The 23,101-nt window shown below is 68.4% G+C and carries 24 protein-coding genes; 7 read left to right on the top strand and 17 right to left on the bottom strand.

The genetic code is table 11. From position 1 onward, the window contains the following. Positions 1 to 129: 129 nt before the first annotated feature. The gene (locus IEY78_RS05275; RefSeq protein WP_189096385.1) at positions 130 to 678 is read left to right on the top strand and encodes a DinB family protein; all 549 of its coding nucleotides are present in this window, start codon (positions 130 to 132) and stop codon (positions 676 to 678) included. A gap of 68 nt (positions 679 to 746) precedes the next feature. On the opposite strand, the gene IEY78_RS05270 is transcribed toward IEY78_RS05275, so the two are convergent. Both IEY78_RS05270 and IEY78_RS05265 read right to left on the bottom strand, forming a co-directional pair. Beyond that, positions 747 to 1,952 (bottom strand): PP2C family protein-serine/threonine phosphatase, encoded by a 1,206-nt coding sequence (locus IEY78_RS05270; protein WP_189096384.1) that lies wholly within the window; start codon positions 1,950 to 1,952, stop codon positions 747 to 749. Positions 1,953 to 2,182: 230 nt separating this feature from the next. Then, entirely contained in the window at positions 2,183 to 2,686 is a 504-nt protein-coding gene (locus tag IEY78_RS05265; RefSeq protein WP_189096383.1) for a cupin domain-containing protein, read from the bottom strand. A gap of 80 nt (positions 2,687 to 2,766) precedes the next feature. On the opposite strand from IEY78_RS05265, the gene IEY78_RS05260 reads away from it, so the two are divergent. Beyond that, the gene (locus tag IEY78_RS05260) at positions 2,767 to 3,618 is read left to right on the top strand and encodes a LysR family transcriptional regulator (protein ID WP_229699716.1); all 852 of its coding nucleotides are present in this window, start codon (positions 2,767 to 2,769) and stop codon (positions 3,616 to 3,618) included. Between the two features lie 51 nt (positions 3,619 to 3,669). On the opposite strand, the gene IEY78_RS05255 is transcribed toward IEY78_RS05260, so the two are convergent. From IEY78_RS05255 to IEY78_RS05215, 9 genes are all read right to left on the bottom strand, one after another. After that, positions 3,670 to 3,837, bottom strand: coding sequence for a hypothetical protein (locus tag IEY78_RS05255; RefSeq protein ID WP_189096382.1), 168 nt, complete (start codon positions 3,835 to 3,837; stop codon positions 3,670 to 3,672). Between the two features lie 247 nt (positions 3,838 to 4,084). Further along, positions 4,085 to 4,351, bottom strand: coding sequence for a YrhB domain-containing protein (locus tag IEY78_RS05250; protein ID WP_189096381.1), 267 nt, complete (start codon positions 4,349 to 4,351; stop codon positions 4,085 to 4,087). Continuing rightward, positions 4,348 to 5,886, bottom strand: a complete 1,539-nt coding sequence (locus IEY78_RS05245; RefSeq protein ID WP_189096380.1) for a toxin glutamine deamidase domain-containing protein — start codon at positions 5,884 to 5,886, stop codon at positions 4,348 to 4,350. Before IEY78_RS05245 ends, IEY78_RS05250 begins: the two co-directional genes overlap by 4 nt. 299 nt (positions 5,887 to 6,185) lie before the next feature. Then, positions 6,186 to 6,395: a hypothetical protein gene (locus IEY78_RS05240; protein ID WP_189096379.1), complete on the bottom strand. Its 210-nt coding sequence runs from the start codon at positions 6,393 to 6,395 to the stop codon at positions 6,186 to 6,188. A gap of 683 nt (positions 6,396 to 7,078) precedes the next feature. Then, positions 7,079 to 7,288 carry a hypothetical protein gene (locus tag IEY78_RS05235; RefSeq protein WP_189096378.1) on the bottom strand — a complete coding sequence of 70 codons (210 nt, stop codon included), beginning with the start codon at positions 7,286 to 7,288 and terminating at the stop codon, positions 7,079 to 7,081. A gap of 1,131 nt (positions 7,289 to 8,419) precedes the next feature. Continuing rightward, complete coding sequence (locus IEY78_RS05230; RefSeq protein WP_189096377.1) at positions 8,420 to 9,049, bottom strand: hypothetical protein; 630 nt, start codon at positions 9,047 to 9,049, stop codon at positions 8,420 to 8,422. Next, on the bottom strand, positions 9,046 to 9,816 hold the full coding sequence (locus IEY78_RS05225) for a hypothetical protein (protein ID WP_189096376.1): 771 nt from the start codon (positions 9,814 to 9,816) through the stop codon (positions 9,046 to 9,048). The genes IEY78_RS05230 and IEY78_RS05225 overlap by 4 nt, the downstream gene beginning before the upstream one ends. A gap of 129 nt (positions 9,817 to 9,945) precedes the next feature. Beyond that, positions 9,946 to 10,707, bottom strand: a complete 762-nt coding sequence (locus IEY78_RS05220) for a hypothetical protein (RefSeq protein ID WP_189096375.1) — start codon at positions 10,705 to 10,707, stop codon at positions 9,946 to 9,948. After that, positions 10,704 to 11,684: a hypothetical protein gene (locus IEY78_RS05215; protein ID WP_189096374.1), complete on the bottom strand. Its 981-nt coding sequence runs from the start codon at positions 11,682 to 11,684 to the stop codon at positions 10,704 to 10,706. The genes IEY78_RS05220 and IEY78_RS05215 overlap by 4 nt, the downstream gene beginning before the upstream one ends. A gap of 1,229 nt (positions 11,685 to 12,913) precedes the next feature. Here IEY78_RS05215 and IEY78_RS05210 point away from each other — a divergent pair. The 3 genes from IEY78_RS05210 (at position 12,914) to IEY78_RS05200 (ending at position 15,024) form a co-directional block, all read left to right on the top strand. Next, entirely contained in the window at positions 12,914 to 13,639 is a 726-nt protein-coding gene (locus IEY78_RS05210; protein WP_229699715.1) for an SDR family NAD(P)-dependent oxidoreductase, read from the top strand. Between the two features lie 53 nt (positions 13,640 to 13,692). Further along, entirely contained in the window at positions 13,693 to 14,091 is a 399-nt protein-coding gene (locus IEY78_RS05205) for a SchA/CurD-like domain-containing protein (protein WP_189096372.1), read from the top strand. 75 nt (positions 14,092 to 14,166) lie between these two features. Further along, positions 14,167 to 15,024, top strand: a complete 858-nt coding sequence (locus tag IEY78_RS05200; RefSeq protein ID WP_189096371.1) for an NAD(P)-dependent oxidoreductase — start codon at positions 14,167 to 14,169, stop codon at positions 15,022 to 15,024. A 212-nt stretch (positions 15,025 to 15,236) separates the two neighbouring features. On the opposite strand, the gene IEY78_RS05195 is transcribed toward IEY78_RS05200, so the two are convergent. The 3 genes from IEY78_RS05195 to IEY78_RS05185 all read right to left on the bottom strand — a co-directional run bounded on the left by IEY78_RS05195 (position 15,237) and on the right by IEY78_RS05185 (position 17,340). Beyond that, on the bottom strand, positions 15,237 to 15,497 hold the full coding sequence (locus IEY78_RS05195; protein ID WP_189096370.1) for an acyl carrier protein: 261 nt from the start codon (positions 15,495 to 15,497) through the stop codon (positions 15,237 to 15,239). A gap of 68 nt (positions 15,498 to 15,565) precedes the next feature. Further along, positions 15,566 to 16,570 carry a beta-ketoacyl-ACP synthase III gene (locus IEY78_RS05190; protein ID WP_189096369.1) on the bottom strand — a complete coding sequence of 335 codons (1,005 nt, stop codon included), beginning with the start codon at positions 16,568 to 16,570 and terminating at the stop codon, positions 15,566 to 15,568. Further along, positions 16,567 to 17,340, bottom strand: a complete 774-nt coding sequence (locus IEY78_RS05185; RefSeq protein WP_189096368.1) for an NAD-dependent epimerase/dehydratase family protein — start codon at positions 17,338 to 17,340, stop codon at positions 16,567 to 16,569. The genes IEY78_RS05190 and IEY78_RS05185 overlap by 4 nt, the downstream gene beginning before the upstream one ends. A gap of 215 nt (positions 17,341 to 17,555) precedes the next feature. On the opposite strand from IEY78_RS05185, the gene IEY78_RS05180 reads away from it, so the two are divergent. Further along, complete coding sequence (locus IEY78_RS05180) at positions 17,556 to 17,987, top strand: SCP2 sterol-binding domain-containing protein (protein ID WP_189096367.1); 432 nt, start codon at positions 17,556 to 17,558, stop codon at positions 17,985 to 17,987. Positions 17,988 to 18,052: 65 nt separating this feature from the next. Here the strand turns inward: IEY78_RS05180 and IEY78_RS05175 are convergent, their stop codons facing one another. The 3 genes from IEY78_RS05175 to IEY78_RS05165 all read right to left on the bottom strand — a co-directional run bounded on the left by IEY78_RS05175 (position 18,053) and on the right by IEY78_RS05165 (position 21,632). After that, positions 18,053 to 19,171, bottom strand: coding sequence for a nucleotide disphospho-sugar-binding domain-containing protein (locus IEY78_RS05175; protein ID WP_189096366.1), 1,119 nt, complete (start codon positions 19,169 to 19,171; stop codon positions 18,053 to 18,055). 98 nt (positions 19,172 to 19,269) lie between these two features. Then, the gene (locus IEY78_RS05170) at positions 19,270 to 20,067 is read right to left on the bottom strand and encodes an FkbM family methyltransferase (protein ID WP_189096365.1); all 798 of its coding nucleotides are present in this window, start codon (positions 20,065 to 20,067) and stop codon (positions 19,270 to 19,272) included. A 74-nt stretch (positions 20,068 to 20,141) separates the two neighbouring features. Continuing rightward, positions 20,142 to 21,632: an FAD-dependent monooxygenase gene (locus IEY78_RS05165; RefSeq protein WP_189096364.1), complete on the bottom strand. Its 1,491-nt coding sequence runs from the start codon at positions 21,630 to 21,632 to the stop codon at positions 20,142 to 20,144. A 267-nt stretch (positions 21,633 to 21,899) separates the two neighbouring features. Here IEY78_RS05165 and IEY78_RS05160 point away from each other — a divergent pair, with 267 nt between their 5' ends. Continuing rightward, positions 21,900 to 23,096: an amidohydrolase family protein gene (locus tag IEY78_RS05160; RefSeq protein ID WP_189096363.1), complete on the top strand. Its 1,197-nt coding sequence runs from the start codon at positions 21,900 to 21,902 to the stop codon at positions 23,094 to 23,096. Positions 23,097 to 23,101: the final 5 nt, after the last annotated feature.

The raw sequence follows: 23,101 nt of genomic DNA, 5'->3' as shown, positions 1-23,101 counted from the left end.
GCCGTCGGGCCACCCGGGGCTGCTCGGGACCGTCGACTCGGCTCGCCCCTCCTTCCCCCCACATGCCCTCCCCACTCACCTTTCCGCTGGTCACCGGGCATTGTCAGACCCCCCTGCCACGATGACGACATGAGCACTCCCGAACGCGTCATGCCGCCTCTGGACGCCGATGAACGAGCCTTCTTGGAGAGCTGGTTGGACTTCTACCGCACCACCCTCGCCCAGAAATGCGACGGCCTGGAGGAGCACCAGCTCCGCGAGGCGGCGGTGGCACCCTCACCCCTCACCCTGCTCGGCCTCGTCCAGCACATGGCCGAGGTCGAACGGAACTGGTTCTGCCGGATCCTGGCCCAGGAGGACGCCCCGCCGATCTTCCCGTCCAGCACCGGCACGGAAGACACCGACGCTGCTAAAGGCGCCAAGGGTGCCAAGGGCGCCGACGGGGGTTTCGACCTCACCAAGGAAGCCACCTACGCACAGGCACTCCCGCTCTGGCAGGCCGAGATCGACCGCGCCCGGGCGCACTGCGCCACCCACTCCCTCGACGACACCAGCCCCTTCATGGGCGGACAGGTCACCCTGCGCTGGATCTACACCCACATGATCGCCGAATACGCCCGCCACTGCGGCCACGCCGACTTCCTCCGCGAGCGCCTCGACGGCCGGACGGGCATCTGACCGCGTGCCCCGGGGACGTCTGACCGCGTGATCCCGAGACGTCGCTGACGGGACGGGTTCCGGGAGACCTACGTTCCACCGACCTCATACGGCCCCAGCGCCAGAAGGGCGACATCGTCATGGAAGACCCGGGTGTGGCGCGGCAGGTCGGTGTTGAGGAAGTCGATGACGTCGACGGGGCCGGGGGCTGGGCGGCCGGCGAAGCGGTACCGGAGGCGGTCGAGCAGCGGGTAGAAGGCCCCGTTCTGGTCGCGGGCCTCGATGAGGCCGTCGGTGCACAGGAGCAGCACGTCGCCGTGGGTAAAGGGATGGGTGTAGGCAACGGGGTCGTCGTCGTCCAGGTTGCCCAGGCCGAGCGGGAGGGCCGGGGGCCCGGTGAGGGCGGTCACCTCGCCCCCGGAGATCAGCACCGGCTCGATGTGTCCGTGGTTGACGATGGTCACCTGCTGGGCGACGGCGTCGTACTCGACCAGGGCGGCGGTGACGAACAGTTCGTCGTCGGGGACCTCTTCGGCCTCACGGGTCAGGCAACGCTCCATCCGGGCGGCGACCGCCTTCAGATCCACCTGGTCGTAGGCAGCCTCGCGGAAGCTGCCGAGGAGGTCGGCGACCGTACGGACGGCCTGGAGCCCCTTGCCGCGGACGTCGCCGATGAGCGCGCGCTCGCCGGCCGGGGTGGCGCGGATGTCGAAGAGGTCGCCGCCGACCATGCTGCCGACCTCGCCGGACCGGTAGAGCCCGGCCGCCAGCACCTGCCCGACCTGGTGCGGCACCGGCCGCAGCAGGGTGCGCATCAGCGCCTCGGCCACCGAATGGGCGCGGACCAGTTGCCGGTCCTGGCGGCGGCGGTGGGCGGCGAGCGCCACACCGACGATGCCGACCAGGCCGGTGGCGATATAGGCGGCGACATGGTGGTTCTCCCACAGCTGGTGCACGTTGTGGCCCGTGCAGCAGGGGGTGCCGGCCAGCACGCCCTCCAGCACCATCGCGAAGACGGTGACCGCCGCGACCGCGACGGGACCGAGGGTGTACGCGGCGGTCACCGGCAGCGCGATGAGCAGGAAACTCACCGCCCAGGGCGTGGGGGTCACGAATTCCAGCAGCAGGACCCACACGACGTAGGCCAGCGGCAGCCAGCGCATCCACGCGGGCGGACGAGGCACCTCGAAGCCGCTGTCGTCGACAATCGCCGCGAGCCGCCCGCCCGCGCGCCCCCGGTCCGGCCGGCGGTCACGACCGATCCGCTCGAAGATCCACTGACCCGACCTGTCCACACGGGCTCCCGACACGACCGCGATCAAGACCCACAGCCTGTCGCGGGAGGACGACCCTGTCGGGCCATTACGCCGACTGACGGCGTGCCAAGTTTCCGCTCGTCAGGCCGGGCAATCTCACCTTGGCGCGGCGAGCGCCGACGCGGAAGCGCGGCCCACGCGGCCCGGGGACGGCCGGGCGGGTCCCGGCGCGCCGAGGGCGGACAGCCAGGCGGTGTCGCCCAGTCCGCTCAGGCGAAGTCGGTGGCCGGCTCTGTGGCATAGCGGCTCATCGCACGGATGCCAGCCTCGGGTGTCATCGGCCTGCCGTCGGCGGTCATGCTCTGGAGGTCCTGGAGGTCCCGGAAGTACTGCACATACAGGTCGGGGGTGAGCACGGTGAGCATGACGGCGGGTCGGTCCGTCACATTGGCGAAGGTGTGCGGAGCGCCGGGCGGGACCATCACGAACGTGCCCGCGGTCGCGTCGTGGTTCTTGTCCCCGACGGTGAACCGCACCGTGCCGGAGATGATGTAGAAGCCCTCGTCGTGCTCGGCGTGGCGGTGCTGCGGCGGTCCGGGGGTGTGCGGGGCGAGGACGGACTCGGTGACCCCCAGGCGGTGCCCGGTGTGGCTGCCGTCCTCGAGGACGCGCATACGCGTGGAGCCGAGGACGATCCGCTCGCCGTCCTCGGGGCCGACCACCGATACGGCGGGTCCGGCCTGCGGTTCACTGCTCTTCGCTGCGTCGGTCATGTTCCGAGTGCACCGCCGGGACCCTGCGGGTGTCCAAGACCCGTTCCGGCACGCCGATACCCCGCGGATATCGTGGCAGCGTGGAGCTACGCACCCTGCGCTACTTCGTGGCGGTCGCCGAGGAACTCCACTTCGGCCGGGCCGCCACCCGACTGCACTTGAGCCAGCCGCCGCTGAGCCGGGCGATCAAGCAGCTGGAGACGGAGATCGGCGCCCTGCTGCTCGCCCGCTCCCCCGCCGGCGTCACGCTCACCCCGGTCGGGGCCGTACTGCTCGACGAAGCGCGGGCCCTCCTCGACCGGGCCGAAGGCCTCCGCATCCGCGTGCACGCGGCGGCCGGCACCGCGGCCCTCACCGTCGGCATCCTGGGCGACGGCACCGACCCCGGCATCACCAGGCTGGCGGCCGCCTTCCGGCAAAAGCACCCCGGTGTCGACATCCGCATCCGCGACACCGACCTGACCGACCCGACCTGCGGACTGCGCGCCGGACTGGTCGACGTCGCCCTGACCCGCGCACCGTTCGACGAGACCGCCTTGACGGTGCGCCAGCTCCGCACCGACCCGGTCGGCGCGGTACTGCGCGCCGACGATCCGCTGGCCCGTCACGACCACCTCACACTGGCCGACCTGGCCGACCGCCACTGGTTCCAGTTCCCGGAGGGAACCGACCCGGCCTGGCAGTCGTACTGGAACGGCGGCACGCCGCGCGAGGGCCCGGTCGTCCGCGTCGTCCAGGAATGCCTGCACGCCGTCCTCTGGAACGGCACCGTCGGCCTGTCCCCCCTCAGCCACGACCTGCCCACAGATCTGACCGCAATTCCCCTGACCGACATGACACCAAGCCGAGTGGTCGCCGCATGGAACACCGGCGACACCAACCCCCTCATCCGCTCATTCATCACAGTCGCACGGGCCGAGTACCGCCGCTGAACGCCTACGAGCGGGGCCGGGCACGGAACCGGTACGGGGAAGCTGCGCTGGCTACCGCCCCGAGGGCAGGATCTTCGGGCTCATCCCCGCGAGCTTGGGGAGGACGCTGCCGCCGGCGGCCGAGGCGACCATGGCGCGCTCGCTCATCATCAGGCCGATCGCGGCACCGAGTCCGACCGGATCGCAGCCTCCCGTTTCGTACGACCTGACCGGCGCCACCCCCTGCTTCGCAGTGCGGGTGGCGCCGCAGTTCCACGACCTGGATCGATACCCGAACATCCCGTGCTGTCGGACGCCTGAGGGCGCGTGAAGTTCAGGCCACGGAGACCGGCACTCGCCGAACGCGCCTCAAGACCGAGAGCACAGCCCCGTAGCGATTTGCGCTACGGGGCTGTGCTCTACCTGACATGGTGCCGGCAACCAGGCAGGTGCCTGGCTGATTGGCTGCTATGAGGAGAGAGGCAGCCTAGTCACGCCACAACTCTCTTTCCTCAATTTTACCCATGCGGGCATGCCCCGTAGCGAGGTTCACGAGAATGGGCCAGCAGTCAAGCAGCATGACATACGAGTCTCTCGTCTCCAGGTATTCTTCGGAGTTGTACGGGACGATGAGAAGCCCATCCCTTTCCATCACGAGATCGTAGTCAATTTTGAGGTTTGGATCGTAGGGACCCGTTTCGCTTACAAGCAGCTCTTCTGCCGACTTCAGGGCTTCGGATCGACTGAGCGTCATTTTGTCCTCATGAACTTGTAGCCTGTGTATCCTGTAGGATCTGCGTGACCGCTCTGCCCATCCAAGAATACTACATCTCCGTCGCGGTTAATTACATTGAAAACGTGGCCACCACGCGAATCTGCCCCGAACACAATACCTCGCGACCCGTCGCCTGCAGATTTGATGTCTTTGACGAGATTGGAAAGCGACCTATCCCTGAACCGCTTTCCCGGAAAGTACTTCTCCAGCGTCTGGAGATTCCCGCGGCCCAGTTCGGGAAGAGCAGAGGCCGGCGCGCCATCGAGGGTCTTCTCAACTCCCAGGACGCATGCGCGACAGTTGGTTCCACCCTTTCCAGGGTTGACGATTTTCCGCAGATCTTCGGTCACGGGCGTCTTGTAGTAGTCCCCGAGCACGGTCTTGCCTCCGCCGCCTTCCCCCCATCGGATGTTTCCGATCCGGTTGAGGGCTTTCTCGTTCTTAACGGCCCTGGACAGATCTTCGGCCCTGATCAGCGCTCTTCCCGCTTTGACCCAACGCAGGAAGATCACTGCCCCAAGGGCGCGATCGGCAGAGGAGAGCTTCTCTCCGGTTACCGAGTCCGCTCCAGTGAGGAGCTCGGCGATCCCCTTCGCGTCCCCTACGCCGGGAAGGAGGTTCATTATGGCGGAGATGATGGCTTGCTTTGCCTTGTCTTGCTCCGCCTTGGAAGTCCCAAAGATCCAGTCTCCGGCGTCAGAAAGGTCCAGACCCTTGAAGGGGCTTCCTTCCTCCGAGAAGGCACCGCTCTTCAGTCTCTTATTCAAGTCATCGAGAGCCTTGTCCATTCCAGAGACGGCGCGGTTGGTCCGCTCCATAGCCCGGTTGGCCTCGTCGATGGCCTGGTTCATTCCATCAAGTGCGTGGTTCATCTGGCCCAGGCCCTGATCCATTTTATTCAGGCCCTGGTGCATCTCATCCAGGCCCCGGTTCATCTGAGCCACGTCGGTGTTCAAGCCAGTGAGGGCTTTATCCATCACGCTGAGACCGGAATTTATGTTGCCAACCGTGGCCCAGAGTTCCTTATCGTCGAGAATCTCGGAGGCCATTCCCAGAACTGGAGTGAGCAGCACCGCAAGCTCAGCCATGGCTTTTACAAGCTGCGCCGATGCCACTGCGGGCCGATAGAATAGATCAAACTCCTTCTCGAGGCCTTCAATCAACTTCTTTTGGATCGCAACAGCCTCAGCCCCAGTTTTCGCGTCCTTGAAGTCTTCCGCTTTCACCTTGAATGAGTTGACCTCTTGGGCAAGCTTCTTCAGATCCTGAGACTTCTTGTACAGGTCGGGAAAGCGATTCTTGGCCTCTGCGTGCCACTCGTGTTCAGCGATGAAGAAGACGATGAGGCTAAGCCCCGCAACAACCTTTTTATCGTGAAGAGATTCCTTCAGGCATGAAAGTCTCTCTTTCAGAGGTAAGGAAAGGCATCTCTCTATCCCCGATTCGGGTTTCCGTGGTTCGGCAGCTGCAGCCGCCCCCATCCCCCCGGTGAAGAATACGGACAGCGTCACCACGAACGCTGCAAATCGAGTTTTCCAGCGGAATTGCATGATCCCTCAACAGCATAGGCGTAAGGAAATGGAGCAGGTCAGGGAGGCAGCGCACAAGAGACAACCTTCAAACAGGTCGCCGACGAACGTTGCAGCACGCAGGCGCACAACCCAGCACAAACGGTGCCCCGAACCACCTCTGACGCAGAATCATACATATGTTTCATTCTGCTTGAGCTAACTCGCCTTCCATCACAGCGACTTCACGGTCCCGGCAAGATCGTTCCGCGCAGGTCCTTCTGCCGCTGCCTCACGCGGATCCGTCAGAACTCCGACCAGCAGGAATCACCACCACACCGCGCCTCCCTCTTCGCGTAGTCGGCGACTTCTCTGGCTTCTTTGATGTCGAACACCGTCGGCCCTGCGGTGATCAACTCGCAGGTGCGGACCGGCGCGAGCACCGATAGTCGGTACGCACACTGGCCGGCTGTGTCCAGCTCGCCGACCGCCTGGAGGCCCAGCCCGACCTGCACTCTCCTTTCGGGGCAGGCCCGTGGCCCTGCCATTCGTCGACTTCGCGGAGCTGGATATCGGGCCGCACTGAGGCGTGGATGTGCTCGTCCTGCGCACGGGCCCGTACACAGCGCGTCAGGCAGCCGCAGGTACAGATCGTCAGCCAAGCCCCCTTCGCGGCATCCAGGCTCATCGCCCCTGCTGTCGTCGACGCAGCGCTCGCGCAGACAGCCGGGCGCAGAGCGCCACGGCCATCGCCGACCGCACCAGCTGCTCGTGATGTGCCGGTGGCTGACCGATCAGTCGACCGTATTGAGGGCGCCGTGCTGATCCCGCCCCTCATGTCCACTACCACTTCAGAGAACGGCACGGCGGTGCTCGACGTCCGGCGCGGACAATGGCAAATGCTCGCTCCGGGCGCCTCGAAGACTTGGCGCGCCTTCACCGTCCGGAGCGGCACCGGCGGGCTCGCCCGGCCAGGAACCGCAGGTCGTCGTCGGGCAGATCACCGCGTGCATCGACACGCTGGTGGCCACCGGCGTACTGGTCAGCGCTGACCGCCCGCCTGAGGGAAGTGGTGACGGTCATGGTCTCCACCGCCCGACCCACCGCGCCGCGGCGTGACCTGCTGCTCGCAGCTGTCACGCTCGTCTCTCAGGGCATTGCCAGCGCGCCTACAGCTCGACACCGCCGTGGCTGTCGGTCAGTGAGACGCTTTCGCGATCCCCTCCACCAGTTGCTGGACGGCGCCGAGGACGCTGTGTCCGAAGTCGGTGGGGGCGAGGAGAAGACCGAGCACGAGGATCACCGTGATGCCGAACATCTGGTCGAGGCGGGTGCGGGGCTCAACGGGCCGCCGTAGCCGTACGAAGACGATGATGGCGAGCAGTACAGCCACGTTGATCGTGAGCATCGGGCGGTCCCCTCCGTCGTCCGCCGGGTGGCGGATCTCGGCATGGTGTACCGCTGGCCAGGCCGGCGTGTCAGTCGAACAGGCTCAGGTTGACGTGAAAGCGGTGCCCCGGCCGAAACCAGGACGCCGGAACGGAGGGTCTTCCTTGCTTCGCGGCCCGTCGCGTGCTTCGGCTGCTATCAAGGTGGAGACCACAGGGGGATGGGTGAACTTCGAGTTCGTGTGCGGGTGGTGCGGTACGGAATGCGTCATCTACGGCGAGCCGACGGGGTTCTGGCGGGAGCTGTACCGGCTGCCTGACGAGTGGGACTGCTGGCGGTGCGACGCGACGAACACCACGCCTGACCCACCGTGGACGCCAGCCGACTAGCGGACGCAAGCCACGCCGTACTGGCCCGACGACGGCGCCGCGGGGCAAACCCGAAGGCCGACGCCGTGGGGCAACCCGAAGGCCGACCCTGCGGCCTTCCAGAAATGGTCCGGAACGGTCAGCCCTTCGGCGTCCGATCCGTGTTCAGGTACGTCATCTCGAACCGCTCCAGATCCTGCTCCCGCTCGGCGAAGAGGCGCTGGGTGTGGGGCTGCGCCTCATGCTCCTCAAATGCGCACGGTCTCGGTAGACCTCGTAGAACGTGCGGACCCGATATTCGTCTGCAGAGTCGAAGACCTGGTCGGTAGCGTTCCAGGCTCGCTTTGGACGACCTCAAGCGTCTGGTCGACCAGCTTGTCGAAGCCAGCCCCTTCCCTGCTGGCGAGGGCGATTCGTACCCCGCTGCCGCAGTCCAGCCGAACACCTCGGGAGCACCTCGAACACCCCTCGCATGGCAGGGGAGTTGTGCGCAAGGACGATGGTCATCATGGTGCGGGAGACACGCCCCCGGGGGGCGCGCCTCCCGCATATGCTGCTCGTTCTTCTCTGGGAGCGGCACCGGCCACGGTCAGGCCGACCGTCGGCGTGTGCCGAGCCCACTGTCGCGTGTTGCGTATCGTGCGGGTGGTCCCGGACGTCGGTCAGCCGCACGCCGCAGGCATGCAGCGGGTCACCTTGGGGCGCGATGCCGCCCGGGCCCGCATCCCGTGTTGCTGCCCGGAGGCGTCAGGGCATACCGAGCCGTGGGCCGATGAAGCCCCCTACCACTTCTTCCCGTCGAGCCCGGCTCGACGGGCTCGACCCACCTCATCGGCGCCGGCCTTTGCCCTGCGGGCTTCCAACTGGTCCCATTGCCGGGGCTTGGTGAACATCGGGGCCCGGCCACCAGGAATGGCGACCACTCCGCCGAAGCGTTCGTCGCCCGCGAACCAGATGGCCTCGGACATGTCCGCTTCCCACGTGCGGTGGCCGAGGACCGGGCTCATGACCATCTCCGCGGGCCATTCGCCGGAGCCCCGGGAGAACTTGACGACATGGGGGCTCCGGGATCGTCGCTCGTTGGTATCGAGGCGTTTGACTCCGAGGCGCTGCTCCCAGGGGTAGACCCGGAGAACGCGTTCGATGCGCCGCAGCCACAAGGCATTGCTGATGGCGATCTGCATCATCACGAAACAGGCGATTGCCACGAAGATGGCGGCAATTTGAGCCGGGCGGGAGCCGATTGCGGCGAGTACGCCGACGGCAACGGCGATCAGGATCGAGGGCACCAGGCGTGTCCACACCCGTATGCGCAGGGATCGGCAGACCTCCTGCATCCGCGGATCGTCCAGGGCATTCCCCGCAATCGGCGGCATCTGCGGGCCGTCGGCCGGCAAGCGATTCAGGCTCATCCGAATGCCTTCCGCGTGTGTTCCTCGACTTCGCGTCGCCGGATGGCGGCCGGGTCCTCGGCCGGACTCGGACCGTCCGGGGAATCGAACGTAACGGTGTGGGCCATGGCCAGCAAAATCTCCCGGTACTCGGCCGCATGTGCAAGGGCGGCCGTGGTGAGCTGCATGAGGTATACCGACGATCCAGTGGGGCTGGGGATCAGTACGGTGCCGCGCCAGACGGAGTCTTCGGCGTCGTGAGGGTCCGTCCCGTCACGGGCGGGTGGTGCCGGAGCGCGTTCCACGCCGTCGCTGAGCAGAGCCGGCCCGCAGGGCAGGTCGACCATGTTCACTTGAGTGGCGCCACCCGTGCCCAGGGCCTTGAGCGCCCCGGCGAGGGCCAGGGCGGGCCTGGCCACCCCGAGCGGTTGTTCCGACACCGTCAGGACGGACAGCATGAAGGCGGAGCCGTCCTCCTCCGGGTGGGCGCCGATGGAGAGATGGATGACGTCCTGCCCCTCCAGCATGCCCAGGATGCCTCCGAAGAGCTCCATCAGCTGAAGGGGAGAGGGATCCGCCTGGGCGGTCCCGGGGATCTCCCGGAGCGCCTCCCAGATTTTCCCCAGCGGCTCCTGCCAGTCCTCCAGAGGGAAGGCGAAGTACCCTTCGGGCGGCCAGAACCACATCTCGGCGGCGGGCTCCTGCGGCGGCGCGGATGCCACAGAGAGTGGTGCCTGCGCCTCCTCCCGCGAAACACCGCTCCATGGCGCCGGCGCCAGCCGCGCCACTGTGGACCGCTTGAGGTTCTCCCTCAGCGAAGGGATCTGGCGGGGCCTCGGGCCTTCCATCCGGGGCCCGTTCCCGTGAGTGGTACGTGAGCGGTGCCGTGCGCGCTGTCCGCAGGGGCAGTCAGTCGTCTACGTCAGCAGGCCGACGAGCCGTTCGTTTACGTCGTCCTTGCCCGAGTCAGGGTCCGGTACCAGCTTTTCCCGGTTGGCGGGGTCGCGGGCCAGGACGTGCAGTCGTCCGCCGCTGCGGGCCAGCACCAGGTCCCTGCTGCTGCCCGCGGTTTCGGCGGATCCCTGCGCGGTGTATTCGGTGACGGTGATCAGTGCGGAGCGCTCCGCGGCGGCGAGGACGGCGTCGGTGTCCACTGACTTTCCGGGGTCCGCCGACGGGCCTCGCGGGAGCCACTCGGTGAGCGCGTTCAAGGCTTCGTCGAGCTTGTACAGCCCCATCTGGTGGACGCCGAGCGCGTCGATGCGGACCATGAGACAGATCCGCTCGGGTTGGGGGAGCAACAGGATCCGCCACGGCTCACCCGGCCCCGACCCGGTCGTGCGGGCATCGAGCACCATGCGGGCCCTTTGCTGGAACGCCACGGCGATGCCCAGGTCGCCCTGCACCTGGACCTCCTCGCCCGTGTCACCCGCCAGCAGCAGTTGTCGGGCCGCCAGCGAGCGCACGGCCTCGGCGATCACGTCGTCCGACGGCCTGGCCTCCAGGAAGTCCACGATCGCGTCCACGGCGGTGAGTTCCGCGATGGTGTACGCACCGAGCAGCACGGGTCCCGTGTTGACCAGGTTCACCACGGCCGAGACCAGCCCCGCAGGGGCGGACGCCACACCCGCGTCGGACGGCGCCGCAGGGGGAACATCGCGCTGATCGTCATCGCTCATGACGGTCCTCCCGTCTGCCACGGTTCCACCGCAGTCGGCACGCGGCTCTCACGGAGCACCGCGGCGGCGCTGCGTGAGAGGGTCTCGGTCACCCACACCTCGGAATTGCCGAACAGCCCACGGCCCGCCCTGCCGGACAACGACTGCCCCAGCTCGCCGGCGAGGTCCTCCCGGTCCGGGGGCGGGAACCGAGCCGCCAGGTCCGCAGAGACGGCGGTGGCGTCGTCGGCCTCCTCGATCCGGCGCAGGGCCTGGGTCAGCACCCGCGCGACCGGAGGTGTCAGGGACGTCGGCACGGCAAGGAACGGCGACAGGTACAGCGGTCGCCGTTCGGTCATTCGGGACAGCCCCCAGGGCCCGACATTGCTGCGCGTGATCCGGTAGACCACGTAGTCCATGAGGTGGCGGAGGTCGCTCACACTGGGCAGCTTCCGCCCGCCGAAAGCAGCCGGTGTCTTCTCCAACTGCACCCAGGTGCCCTGGGCGGTGCGCCCGTGCAGCTTCTCCCGCACCACGTCCCCGCGCATCCCGATGTCGGGATAGCGGGCCTTGTCGATGTCACGGTGGTGGCTGGAAAGGCGCTCGTGACTCACCTTGGCGAACCGCCAGTCCTCGTACAGCCGCGGTTCGTCAACCAGCACATGGCCGCCGCACAGCACGTCGTGCAACTGGGGCACCTGCAGTCCGTGGCGCTCCAGATCCGAGAGGATCGCCGCTTCCTCCGGGCTGAGCCGGCGAACGGCCGCGACCAGCCCTTTCCGGTACGCCCCTACCCGTGCCGTGATCTCGATCATGAGCCGGACCCGGGTGCGCACCTGCTCGGCCCGCCAGTCACTCGCACTGTCCGAAGCCGCGCCGCCGGGTTGCCTCCGGTGGGCGACCGATGCCAGTGCGTGCTTCCGCTCCACCTCGCCAGTACAGCACGACAGGCCCTTGCCCGCACGAGTTCCGCGCTCGGCCCGGGTGGCGTACGGCACGAAGGAATTCGGTGCCGTACGCGGCCGCATCGATGTCCCTGTCCACCTGCTCGCCATGCCCCACACCTACGCGACGGCACCGCCCGCGCGTACCAGGCACTCCTGCCCCGGAGGGAGCGGTCAGCCCCTCTTCGCTCCGCCCCCCCGGCGCACGGCGACGCTTCCTGCTGCCGCACCAACCGGCTCCGACTCGCGGCTGGTTGAGTTCGGTGCCCACGGACATAAGGGGGCTCCGCAGACGGGGGATGCCACCTTCGGCCGCGGGCGCCCGACGCGTTGGCGGACAGGTCGGCACGCTGCTGCGGATCGGGGACGCCCAGGAGTCGGCGGGCAGGCAACGACCCGTCCTGGTGCAGGTCGGCCCGGCGAGGCCTTGCACGCGCGACCCCGGCGCCGCCGTGGTGCGCTACGTCCGCGATTCCCGAACCGAGCGCCCCTTGCTGCGGCGTCCGTCGGAACCCCACAACCGCCCACGCCTCACTGGCCAGCAGGCCATCTGACCAGTGGCGTAAAGCACCTGACTACCCATCAGGACAAGCGTCAAATGAGCGTCAGAATGCCACGGAGACCGTCACCTCAGCGTCAAGACACCGCCCGCAACCCCCACACCGCGCCTCACACGCACGGACAAAACCACAGGTCAGGCGCCCTTGGCCGCCTTCTCCAGAATGACCACGCACTCCACATGATGCGTCACCGGAAACATGCCGCATGCGGCAGGAAGGTAAGAAACACCAGGTCAGGCAGTATTTTGCGGCTCTTCAGGTAGCCAGTCAGGCCCCCGGAGCGTCAAACGAGCGTCACGGGCAGGGAGAGCCGGCCCGGTCGACGGGCTTCCAGAGCTGGATGGCCGTGTACGCCATCGGCCTCCCCGCCTTCACTGCGCGCGCACCCGGCGAGCACACGCACTGTGAAACCTGCCGGCTCGGCCGGACGTGCCGCCGTCCCGGAGAGCGCACCGGTGGGCGTGTCCGAGGGCGGTGCTCAGAGTGTTCCCGCCCTTGGAGAACGGCTTCAGTCAGGGCCCGGCGAAGGGCAGCAAGTCGGCGAGCACGAGAGCACGCGGATCTCCGGCGGCACTCCGCAGACGCTTCGGTGGCGATCCCGGCGGCACTCCAACGGCACTCCGGCGGCGTGACACGGGCGGTCCAGCAAGCCTCCAGCCTTTCCCGCGAAAGTCTCCGTAGAAGCGAACTGTTCACCGTTTTGGAGGCGCAGTGGATCTGCGGTTGGACGGCAAGCTGGCACTTGTCACGGGCGCGACGCGCGGGATCGGCTTCGCGACGGCGCAGGCCCTGGCGAACGCCGGCGCCGACGTCATCGGTTGCCACCACAGTGACAACACGTCAGCCAAACCTGTTCTGAGGGCACTTGAAAAGATCGGTGGCAACCACCGGATGGTCCGGGCCAACCTGACCGATCCGGCGGACGTGGGCCGCCTGGTGGAGGCCTGCCGCGACGCGGGCCGCGACATCGGCGTGCTCGTCAACAACGTCGGCATCGACGCCGCATCCCCCTTAGCCGAACTGACCGAGGAGGAGTGGCAGCGTGTCCTAGAGACCAACCTGACCTCCGCGTACCGGGTGACCCGAGGCGCTCTCGGCCTGCTCGCCCAAGACGCGTCGGTGATCTCGATCGGTTCCTCCGCCGCGGGGCGAGGCGTGCCGGGGCGTGCCCACTACGGCGCCGCCAAGTCCGGGATCACCGGACTGACCCGGGCTCTGAGTAAGGAACTCGGCCCGAAGGGCGTACGGGTCAACTCCGTCGCCCCGGGCATCGTCGACATGGGCCTGGATTCCGGCTTCCCGGCCGCGGTCCGGACCCGAATGTCCCGAATGTCCGCCCTCGGACGCCTGGTGACGGCCGATGAGGTCGCTCACGCCGTGCTCTTCCTCGCCAGTGACGCCGCCCGTTACGTCACCGGCATCACGCTGAACATCGACGGCGGGCTGTAACCCCCCGTTCAGCCGTCAATCCGCCCCATTCCACCGACCCGGAGGGACCTCCCATGGCCACCGCTGCCATCACCTACAAGATCAAGACCGGATTCGAGGAGGAGATCGCCGAGATCTTCTCCGCCTCCAATTTCAAGCGGGCGGGCTCCCCGATCATCCGGGACGAGAACGGCAACGAGATCGGCCGCATCACGGCCACCTCGCTGTTCATCAAAGACGACCGGATGGTGCGGTTCATCACGTTCGAGGGAACGCTGGAGGACGTGGGTCGCCACATGGCCGGCCAAGACGGCGTCCAGGAGGCCGAGCGCAAACTCGCCCCATACCTGGCCGAGCCGCGCGACACCACCACCGTGGAGGGGTTCCTCACCTACTTCCGGAACAGCTCGATGCGAGTCCTGTCCCAGCTCTCGGTGGACAGCCTGCCGCCGGAGATCCTCGACAAGCTCTGAGTTCGTCTCCTCGCACGTTCGAACTGTCCTGTCCGCGGCGGGATCGCCGCGGACCCGTCACCGGAAGGGTCGTAGATGACCGGCCGACACATCGCCTTCATCGGGCTCGGCAGCATGGGCAGCGGAATGGCGCTCCGCTTGCTCGACTCCGGGTTCCGGGTCACCGTGTACAACCGGACCAAGGAGCGAGCGCTGCCCGTCGCGGAGGCCGGCGCCGAGTTGGCCGACTCGGCGGCCCAGGCCGCGGCCGCCGCCGAAGTCCTCGTGCTCAGCGTTGCCGACGAGGGCGCGGTTGAGGAGATCCTCTTCCACCACATCGAGTTGCGCGCGGATGTTCTGGTGGTCAACACCTCCACCGTTTCGCCGAAGTACGCCCGCGACGCGAGTGCGCGAGTGGAGAAGACGGGCGCACGCTGGATCGATGCCTGCGTCATCGGCAACCCGTCGCAGGCACGCGAGGGCTCGATGCGCGTGCTCGCCTCCGGCGCCCCGGAGGACGTCGAGGCGGCCAAGCCCATGCTCACGGCTCTGGGCAGCAGCGTTATCCCGCTGGGGCCGGTCGGCCAGGCGCCCGCCATGAAGCTGGCCTTCAACCTCCTGCTGGGGGCTCAGGTCGCCTCGCTGGCCGATGCCGTGCGGTACGGCGAGCGGGCCGGCCTGGATCGTGACCTGCTGCTGGCCGCGATCGGGGTGAGCGGGTTCAGTTCCAAGGTCATGTCATTCCGCGCCGACCTGATGCGCAGTGGCGAGTTCCAGCCGGCGGCCTTCCGGACCAGTCTGATGCTCAAGGATCTGCGTCTGGTGGTCGAGGAGGCCCGGGACCTGGGCCTGGAGCTGACCGTGACCGAGACCGCGTCGGCCTACTTCGAGCGGGCGGTCGCCGCCGGGAAGGGCGACTTCGACGCCGCGGTCATCGGTGAGGCGTCAGCCTGACCCAACGGCCGGGATTCGTGCCCGGTCGACGAGACCGGTGGGCGGCGGGACTGGACGGTCCCGCCGCCCACCGGTCTCGCCATGCGCGAATGGTCGCGATGGACTCGACGGTCACCAGAGAGGCGATGTCCACCGAGAATCCGACGCCGACCACGAATTCGCCGGGCCCAGGATCGGAATCCTGTGCCCGGCGAGTCGGTCCTTCAGCCCGCCTACCGGGCCTCGGCGAGGCGGCCCTCCACATACTTCAGGACCGCACTGAGGGTCTTGAGGTTGTCGATGTCCTCGTCCGGGATGGGGAATCCCAGGTCCTCCTCCAGACGCGTGAACACCTCGTAGACGGCCAGCGAGTCCAGCCCGAGGTCGATGAACGCGGTCTCCAGGTTGGTCTCGTCGTCGAAGACGACCGCGTCATCGACGCCCACGCAGGCGTCGACGTTCTTCTGGAAGTCCGCCACAGTGAATACCCGCATTACCTCTCCTCGTTCTCGTACTGGTGTTTGCCATCCATATCCGGTGCGATGTATGGCAGTTGCCGCTGTCACGGCATCAGGACGACCTGTCCCGCGTAGTTCAGGCCCGCACCGAACCCGATGAGCAGCGCTGGCTCTCCGCTGTGCACCGTGCCCTCGCTCAGCAGCCGTTCCATCGCGAGCGGGATCGAGGCCGCCGACGTGTTGCCTCTGACCGTCACGTCCGTCGCCACCTGCACCGAGTCCGGCAGGCCGAGGCGGTCGACCATGACCTCGGTCATCCGCAGGTTCGCCTGGTGCGGAACGAAGGCGGCCAGCTCCTCGGGGCGGACCCCCGCGGCCGCCATGGCGCGCCGCGCCGCGGGCACTATCTGGCCCACCGCCCAGCGAAAGACACTGCGACCGTCCATCCTCATGTACGGCCGCGGCAGGCTCGGGTCGTCCCTGACCGAGCCCCAGTCGCTGTCCATCCGCAGAGCCTTCGCGTAGGTGCCGTCGGCCCCGCGTACCGCCGGTCCGATCCCTGGCTCGGCGGACGGGCCGACCACCACCGCGCCGGCTCCGTCCGCGAAGAGGAACGCGATGCCACGGTCGGTCGGCTCGACGATGTCGGTCATTCGTTCCGCGCCGATCACCAGGACGTGTCCGGCTCCCCCCGACGACACCAGGTCACCGGCGACCGCCAGTGCCTGGCAGAAGCCGGCGCAGGCCGAAGCGAGGTCGAAGGCGGCCGCGTGTCGTGCGCCCAGCACATGGGCCACGACCACCGCGAGTGCCGGGGTCTGGACCAGGTTCGACATGCTCGCCACGATCACGCAGTCGATCTGTCCCGGTTCCAGGCCCGCGTGTGCCAGGGCCTTGGATCCGGCCGCCGCGGCCATCACCGGCAGAGTCTCGTCGGGCGACGCGAAGTGCCGGGTGACGATGCCGGAGCGCGTCTCGATCCACTCCTCGGTGGAGTCGATGCGCTCGCAGATCTCCGCATTGGTCACCACCCTGCGGGGCCGGTAGATGCCCAGGCCGAGGATACGGCTGTGCCGGCGCTCGGTCGTGAGCAGGCGTGCGGTCCTCATCGGTTCCCTTCCGTGGCAGCCGGAGCCGCCGGAAGCGTCGCGCTCAGATAGCGGTCGATGACCGTGCGGTAGTAGTCCGGCCGACGGACCCGCTCGGCCACCTCCGGCACCACTTGTGTGAGCCGATCGACCGAGACGGTGTAGGCGCCGACGACCTGGCGGTAGGTCTTTCGCGCCACGGTGCCCAGAGACCGTTCGATGTGCGCGACGATGTCCTGGACCGAGACCGAGGTACCGGAGGCCACGTTGACCACCTGCGGCGGCTCGGCGACCGTCATCAGCGCGTCGAAGATCGACACAGCGTCGTCGATGTCGAGCAGATCTCGGTAGGCGCCGCGGTACACCTGAAGGGCGCCGCTGCGGATCTGTTCGGTCAGCCCCGGGAGCAACTGGTGTGCCCGTTGCCCTGGACCGGCCAGGTGGGTCACCCGGAAGACGAGATGGTCGGCCCGGGAGGCCGCTAGAACCGCTTCCAGGGCCAGTTTGTGACGCCCGTACGCCGAGCTGGGGAAGACCGGTTCGTCCTCCCGGCCCCTGCTGTCCTGCGCGCCGTACATCCCCGCCGAACAGGTCGAGAGATACACCAATCGCCGCCCGTCGGCCGTGCAGCGCCGGATCACCGCGTAGAGCAGGTCCGCCTCACGGGCGAACTGCTCCTCGGCCACGGACCCGGCACTCGACACGCCGGCAGCGAAGACCACGGTGCCGGGATGCCGGTGGGCCAACGGGCGCAGGTGGTGTGCGATGAAGCCGTCTCCGACGATCTCCATGCCGTTCCGGTCCTTTCTCGAGACTGCCAGCCCTGCGCCCTCGAGCCTGGTGCAGCGCTCTGGCAGGTCGCTGGACCGCAGCTGTCACCGCCGCCGGCGCCCCCGGCAACCCCGCCCGCTCCGTGCGTGATCACAGCGTCTATAGGACGTCCAGCGGGAGGTGCGAAGGTGCAGCTCGAACCGGGGTACGTCCCGGGCGTTGTGAGATCGGAGCAATGATGGAAGCACGCGTGAAGAACATCGCCGAACTCCGTGGGCTGATCGGAGGCGGCACGGCCGAGGAAGCGGAGGCGAAGGCGGTGGCGCTCTGCGGAGGCCCCGCGGAGGCCCTGGACACGCTCTTCGCCCTGTACCAGGTGGCCTTCGTCCCGGAGAACGCGTCCGGCGTCCAGGGCGAGTTCCAGTTCAACGTCACGACGACCGAGGGTACGCAGGAGTACACCGTCGCCGTGGGCGACGGCAAGTGCCAGGCCCGCAGGGGGGCGGCCGTGTCCGCCACGGCCGTGACGACCGTCGGGCTCGGGGATCTGCTGCTGCTGTCCGTCGGCGAGGCCACCGGCTTCCACCTCAGCGCCGAGAAGCGCCTCATCACCGAGGGGGACCTGGGCGCGGCGATCGGTTTCAAGGACTGGTTCAAGCTCGCCTGAGACCGCGTCGGGACGAGGGGCTCGCACAGCCTCTCGTCCCGTCGGCACGCGGCGACGCCCGACCATCAGACACTGGCGGCCAGTCGCTCCAGCACGGCGACGGTGTCACCGGGCGACGGCATCGCCTGCATCTCGCCACGCAGCCCCCGCGCACTTCGCGCGTGGACTGGGTTGTTGAGGAGTTCGAGCACGGCCTTCCGGATCTCATGGACGCCGTTCTGCTTCTCCGCGCTGTCCATGGTGATCCCCGCGCCCACGGCGGCCAGTTGGTCACCGTACTCGAACTGGTCGAGGAACTGTGGAACGACCAGCTGGGGCAGGCCGAACGCGGTCGCCGTCAGGGAGCTGCCGGCCCCACCGTGGTGGATCACCACGTCGCACCGGTCGAGGAACACGTTCAGCGGCAGGGACTCGACGACCCGCACTCCCTCCGGAACCGTGCCCAGCGACTCTTGGTCCGTGGCGGCAAGCGCCACGACCACATCCACGCCGTCGGTCCCGGAGACCGCCTCGATGATCCGGCGCAGCAGCGGAACGCCGTTGAGCACGAGCGTCTGCGTGCCCAGCGAGATGCAGACGCGCCGCACGCCGGTGCGTTTCAGCGCCCAATCCGGCACGGCACCCGTTCCGTTGTAAGCGACGTACCGCATGGGCCGGTGCGTCGCGGCACCTGTCTGCCCGAACGAGGGCGGACAGTTGTCGAGGGTCAGCACGGGTTCCGGCGCGCCCTCCTTCAGCCCCAGCCGCCCGACGACCGGAATCAGAGCCTCGGCCGCAGTCTGCTCGAACCGCGCGGCCCGCCCTGTCAGGCCGATCCCGTGGCGAACCCACGGGACTTCCAGGACTCCGCCCAGCAGGCGTGCGCAGAACTCGAACGGCTCGGAAATGATCAGGTCGGGAGCCCAGGACCGGCAGAAGTCCAGGTACTCGTCCACCGTGCGGTGAGCCTGGTGGGCCCAGGTCCTCGCCGCACTCGCGTACAACGGGTCGACCACACGTCCCCACGCTTCGATCGGGGTGGCGCCGTCCGGCAGCATGTTCCGCAGATGGAGCAGTTGTTCAAAGGCTTCCCCGATCGGCCGCCCGCACAGTCCCGCTCCGCGCACGGCCGGCATCAGATTGGGCTGGCCACCGACCACGACCTCGTGCCCGGCGCCACGGAGCGCCCAGGCGAGCGGCACCATGGGGGTGACATGCCCGGGGGCCGATATCGACGTCATCAGGACTTTCAAGAGACCTCCACATTCCTGAGTCGACGAACCTGCCGACCTGGTCAGGCTGTTCAGCGGCCCCTGGCAGCGAGCAGCATATGGACGTTGGTCCCCGCGAGCAGCCGTTCCTGGCCGCCCTCGACCGTGAATCCGCGCTCGGACAGCTGCCGGGTGATGGCATCGAGCCGGCCGTCAGTGTCGTGGATCTCGGCCACCACCCGGCGGACCCTGGACCAGCCCGCCTCGCCGATGCCGTCCAGGACGTCCTGTTCTGCCCGCTCCACGTCGATCTTCAGCAGGGCGATCTCGTCTACGCCGTACTCGTCGACGGCCGCAGCCACCGTGGTGACCTCGACCGGGTAGGTGTGCCCCTGGTGCATGGTCGCCAGGAACGCGTCGGCGACGTCCGCACCGATACCGCTGTTGACCAGGTAGGTCGTGCTGTTGCGGCGGTCCTCGTCGCTGTCCGGATAAAGGCTGCTCTGCGCGGGCGACTTGGGGTAGTAGGTCAGTTCCGCCGTCCCCGGCTTCGAACCGACGGCGGTCTGGATCGCGGTGATGTCGGCCTGCTGACGGGCCGCGTTAACCTTGAGGCAGGCGTAGCAGGCCTCGGCGGGTTCGAAGGAGTACACCCGCAGGCCGGGCACGAGGTCAGTGAAGAGGTAGGCGGCGAACCCGATGTTCGCCCCCACGTCGAAGAGGACGTCACCGGCCGACAGGCCGGCCACCGCCTGGGCGTAGATGTCGTTGTCCACGACGTCCTGCCACAGCGCGACCCCCTGGTTGGCTTCCGGGCTCAGGACCTTCCGGCCGCCGGGAAGCGTGATCTCGTAGGTCTCGTAAGCTGGCGCTGCCGCTGGTCCAGTCATGTCTGCCTCTCCTATTTCTCCCGGTGCGCCCAAGGACCATGCGTCCCAAGGGCGATGCGCTGCAAGAACGGCGTTCAGCCGCCGAGGACCCGGATCAGGTAGCTGACCGCGTTCTCGTCGCGACCGGATGCGCTGCGGTATCCGACGTAGCCGTCCGGCCGGATCAGGAGCGCCTCGCCCGGGGCCAGCGCGTAGTAGCCGGCCGTCTTCTGAGCGGTCGCGGCCAGACGCGTCGCACGGACGCCGGGGAGGGCACCGGGCGTGGCAGCCGTGGTGATGAGCACCCACCCTCCATGGCGCAGCTCGTCGTAGAGGGTGGTCGCGGTCCCGTCCGCCCCGAGCAGCGCGACCTGCGGGGCGTGGTCACCGGCCGCCAGGCCCGGGTGCTCCGCAGACTGCCGACTGAGCGGGCTGCTCTTGTAGTCCACGGCCTTCTCGCCGCGGGCCTGCTGCTGCTTCCCGACCCCGGCGGCGACGGCCTCAGCCGTGGGGGGCGTGCCGACACCGCCCCAGAACGATCTTTCGGTGCGCGTCAGCAGGTCGTGGGCGACCGGCAGGCGCTCCGCGTTGTAGGTGTCCAGCAGCTGGTCGGGGGCTCCGGTGATGACAGCGGCCAGCTTCCAGCCGAGGTTGAAGGCGTCCTGGATGCCGGTGTTCATGCCCTGAGCGGTGACCGGCATGACGGTGCGCGCGGCGTCGCCGAGCAGGAAGCAGCGGCCCTTGCGGAACTGGGCGGCGACGCTGTTGTGCAGCCGGACCCGCCAGTTGTACAGGGGTGACTCCAGCCGGACGTCCGGCGCGCCGGAGAGTTTCCGGACGTACGCCTCCACCTCCTCCACTGAGGGGTCGAGCCGGTTCTCCGGATCCGGGTCGGCGACCGCGGCAAACAGCCGGCGTCGCCCGTCAGGCAGCGGCAGGTCCCCCAGGAAGCCGTCCCCGGTCATGTACAGGTGCGCCTCACCCGGGCCGTCGGACGGCAGCCCGAGCGCGAAGGCGTCCACCTGGACGAGCTGCGTCCCACCGAAGCGGGTCGTGTGCCACGGGATGCCGAGCGCGTCCCGCAGCACACTGTGCGAGCCTTCCGCCGAGATCACCCAGCCCGCCCGGACCGTTTCCCGGGCCGCGTCACCGTGCTCCAGGGTGAGCGAGACGCCGTCGGCGTCCTGGTCCAGGTCGACGGCGCGCACCCCGCGCTCGATCTCGCCGCCCAGTTCCCGCAGGCGCTCGGTCAGCGCACGCTCGGTCTCCTGCTGGCCGATGAGCAGCGGGAGCGGGTACGGGCCCTCGTCCTCGTGCAGATTGACGGCCAGCTCTGCTTCCCCGAAGGGGTGGTAGACCCGGCGCTGGTAACCCACCGCGCGCCTTCGAAAGTCCACCATCGGCAGACCCATCAGGTCGAAGGTCTCCAGTGTGCGCTGCCAGACGGTGCAGCCGCGCGTGCCCGGGCGCGGCCGCACCCGGCGATCCACGAGGCGGAAATCCACCTGCCGTCGGGCGAGCTCGATCGCCAAGGTCAAGCCCACGGGCCCCGCGCCCACCACCAAAACCTCGGTTTCCGATGCCATGGCCTCCGCTTTCCTCCCATCCGAATATCCGTCATATCGCCACCAAAGAACAGGACTTGACGCCGCTGGGTGGCTCCGCATCCCGTGGACAGTCGCCCTCTTCTTCACCTACGGTGGCCCCCGACCGGCTTCCCACAGCCCCGTCGAGTCCCTCCTGATACAGCCCCTCCATGGGCGCAGACCCCCGGAACCGCCCCCAGCTTCACCATGCGCGCTGGACGCACGGTGGACGCCCGATGGCAGCACCGGATACCCAGGAGGAGCCTCATGACCCGGACGGTCTTTCGCGACGTAAGGATCTTCGACGGACACCGCGTCCCCTCCGACGACACCGTGGTCGTCGAGGACGGTCGCATCGAGGCGATCGGCCACGGACTCGCTGTGCCGGCCGGCGCCGAGGTGGTGGAGGGCAAGGGGTGCACCGTGCTCCCCGGGCTCATCGACGCGCACACCCACATCGTCGGCGCCGCGCTGCGCCAGGCCCTGGCGTGGGGGGTCACCACCGAGCTGGACATGGCGAACTTCCCGGACAAGATGGCCGCCGCGAAAAAGGAGCAGGACGGCCCTCTCGGTTCGTCCCTCGCCGACCTCCGCTCGGCCTGCTGCGCCGCCACTGTCCCCGGCGGGCACGGCTCGGCGCGCTTCCCGGAGATCCCGACTCTCACCGAGCCCGAGGAGGCCGCCGACTTCGTCGACGCCCGGATCGCCGAAGGATCGGACTACATCAAGGTCCACTACGACGACGGCCAGGTCTCGGGCCACATGGACGACAGCACGCTTCCGGTGATCCGGAAGGAGACCATGGCGGCGGTCATCGCCGCGGCCCGTGAGCGCGGCATGCTCACCATCGTCCACACCGGTACCGTGCAGGCCGGCCTCGACGCCGTGGAGGCCGGCGCGCACGGTCTGGCCCACCTGCTCGTCGATCGTGCGCCCGGGCCCGAATTCGGCGAGACCTTAGCCCGGCACGGGGCCTTCGCGATACCCACTCTCAGCATGGTCGAGCTGTTCTCCGGCAGCTCCGAGCTCGGCACCCTCGCCGACGACCCGGCTGTGGCCGGCCGGCTCGCCCCCGAGGACCTGGCGCTGCTGGAGCGCCACCGCGCGGGCAACGCGCGACGGCTCCCGGTGGATGTGGCGGCCGCCGAGACCGCCGTCCGTTCGGCGCACGCCGCCGGGGTGCCGCTGCTGGCCGGGACCGACGCGGTGATGTGGCTGCACGGCATCAGCCTGCACCGGGAGCTGGAGCTGCTGGTCCGCGCCGGGCTGACCCCGCGAGAGTCGTTGACCGCGGCCACCGCGAACCCTGCCCGTATCTTCTCGCTGTCCGACCGGGGCCGGATCGCTCCCGGTCTGCGCGCGGACCTCCTCCTGGTGGCGGGCGACCCCACCCTGAACATCCGCGCCACCCGGGCCATCCGGGGGATCTGGAAGCGCGGGGCCAAGGTCACCCGGCAGTTCTGAACAGC

Source organism: Streptomyces kronopolitis (genome assembly GCF_014646275.1).
GTDB lineage: Bacteria > Actinomycetota > Actinomycetes > Streptomycetales > Streptomycetaceae > Streptomyces > Streptomyces kronopolitis.
The sequence above is the reverse complement of the archived record's forward strand: the minus strand, read 5'-3'. Positions and strand labels throughout refer to the sequence as shown.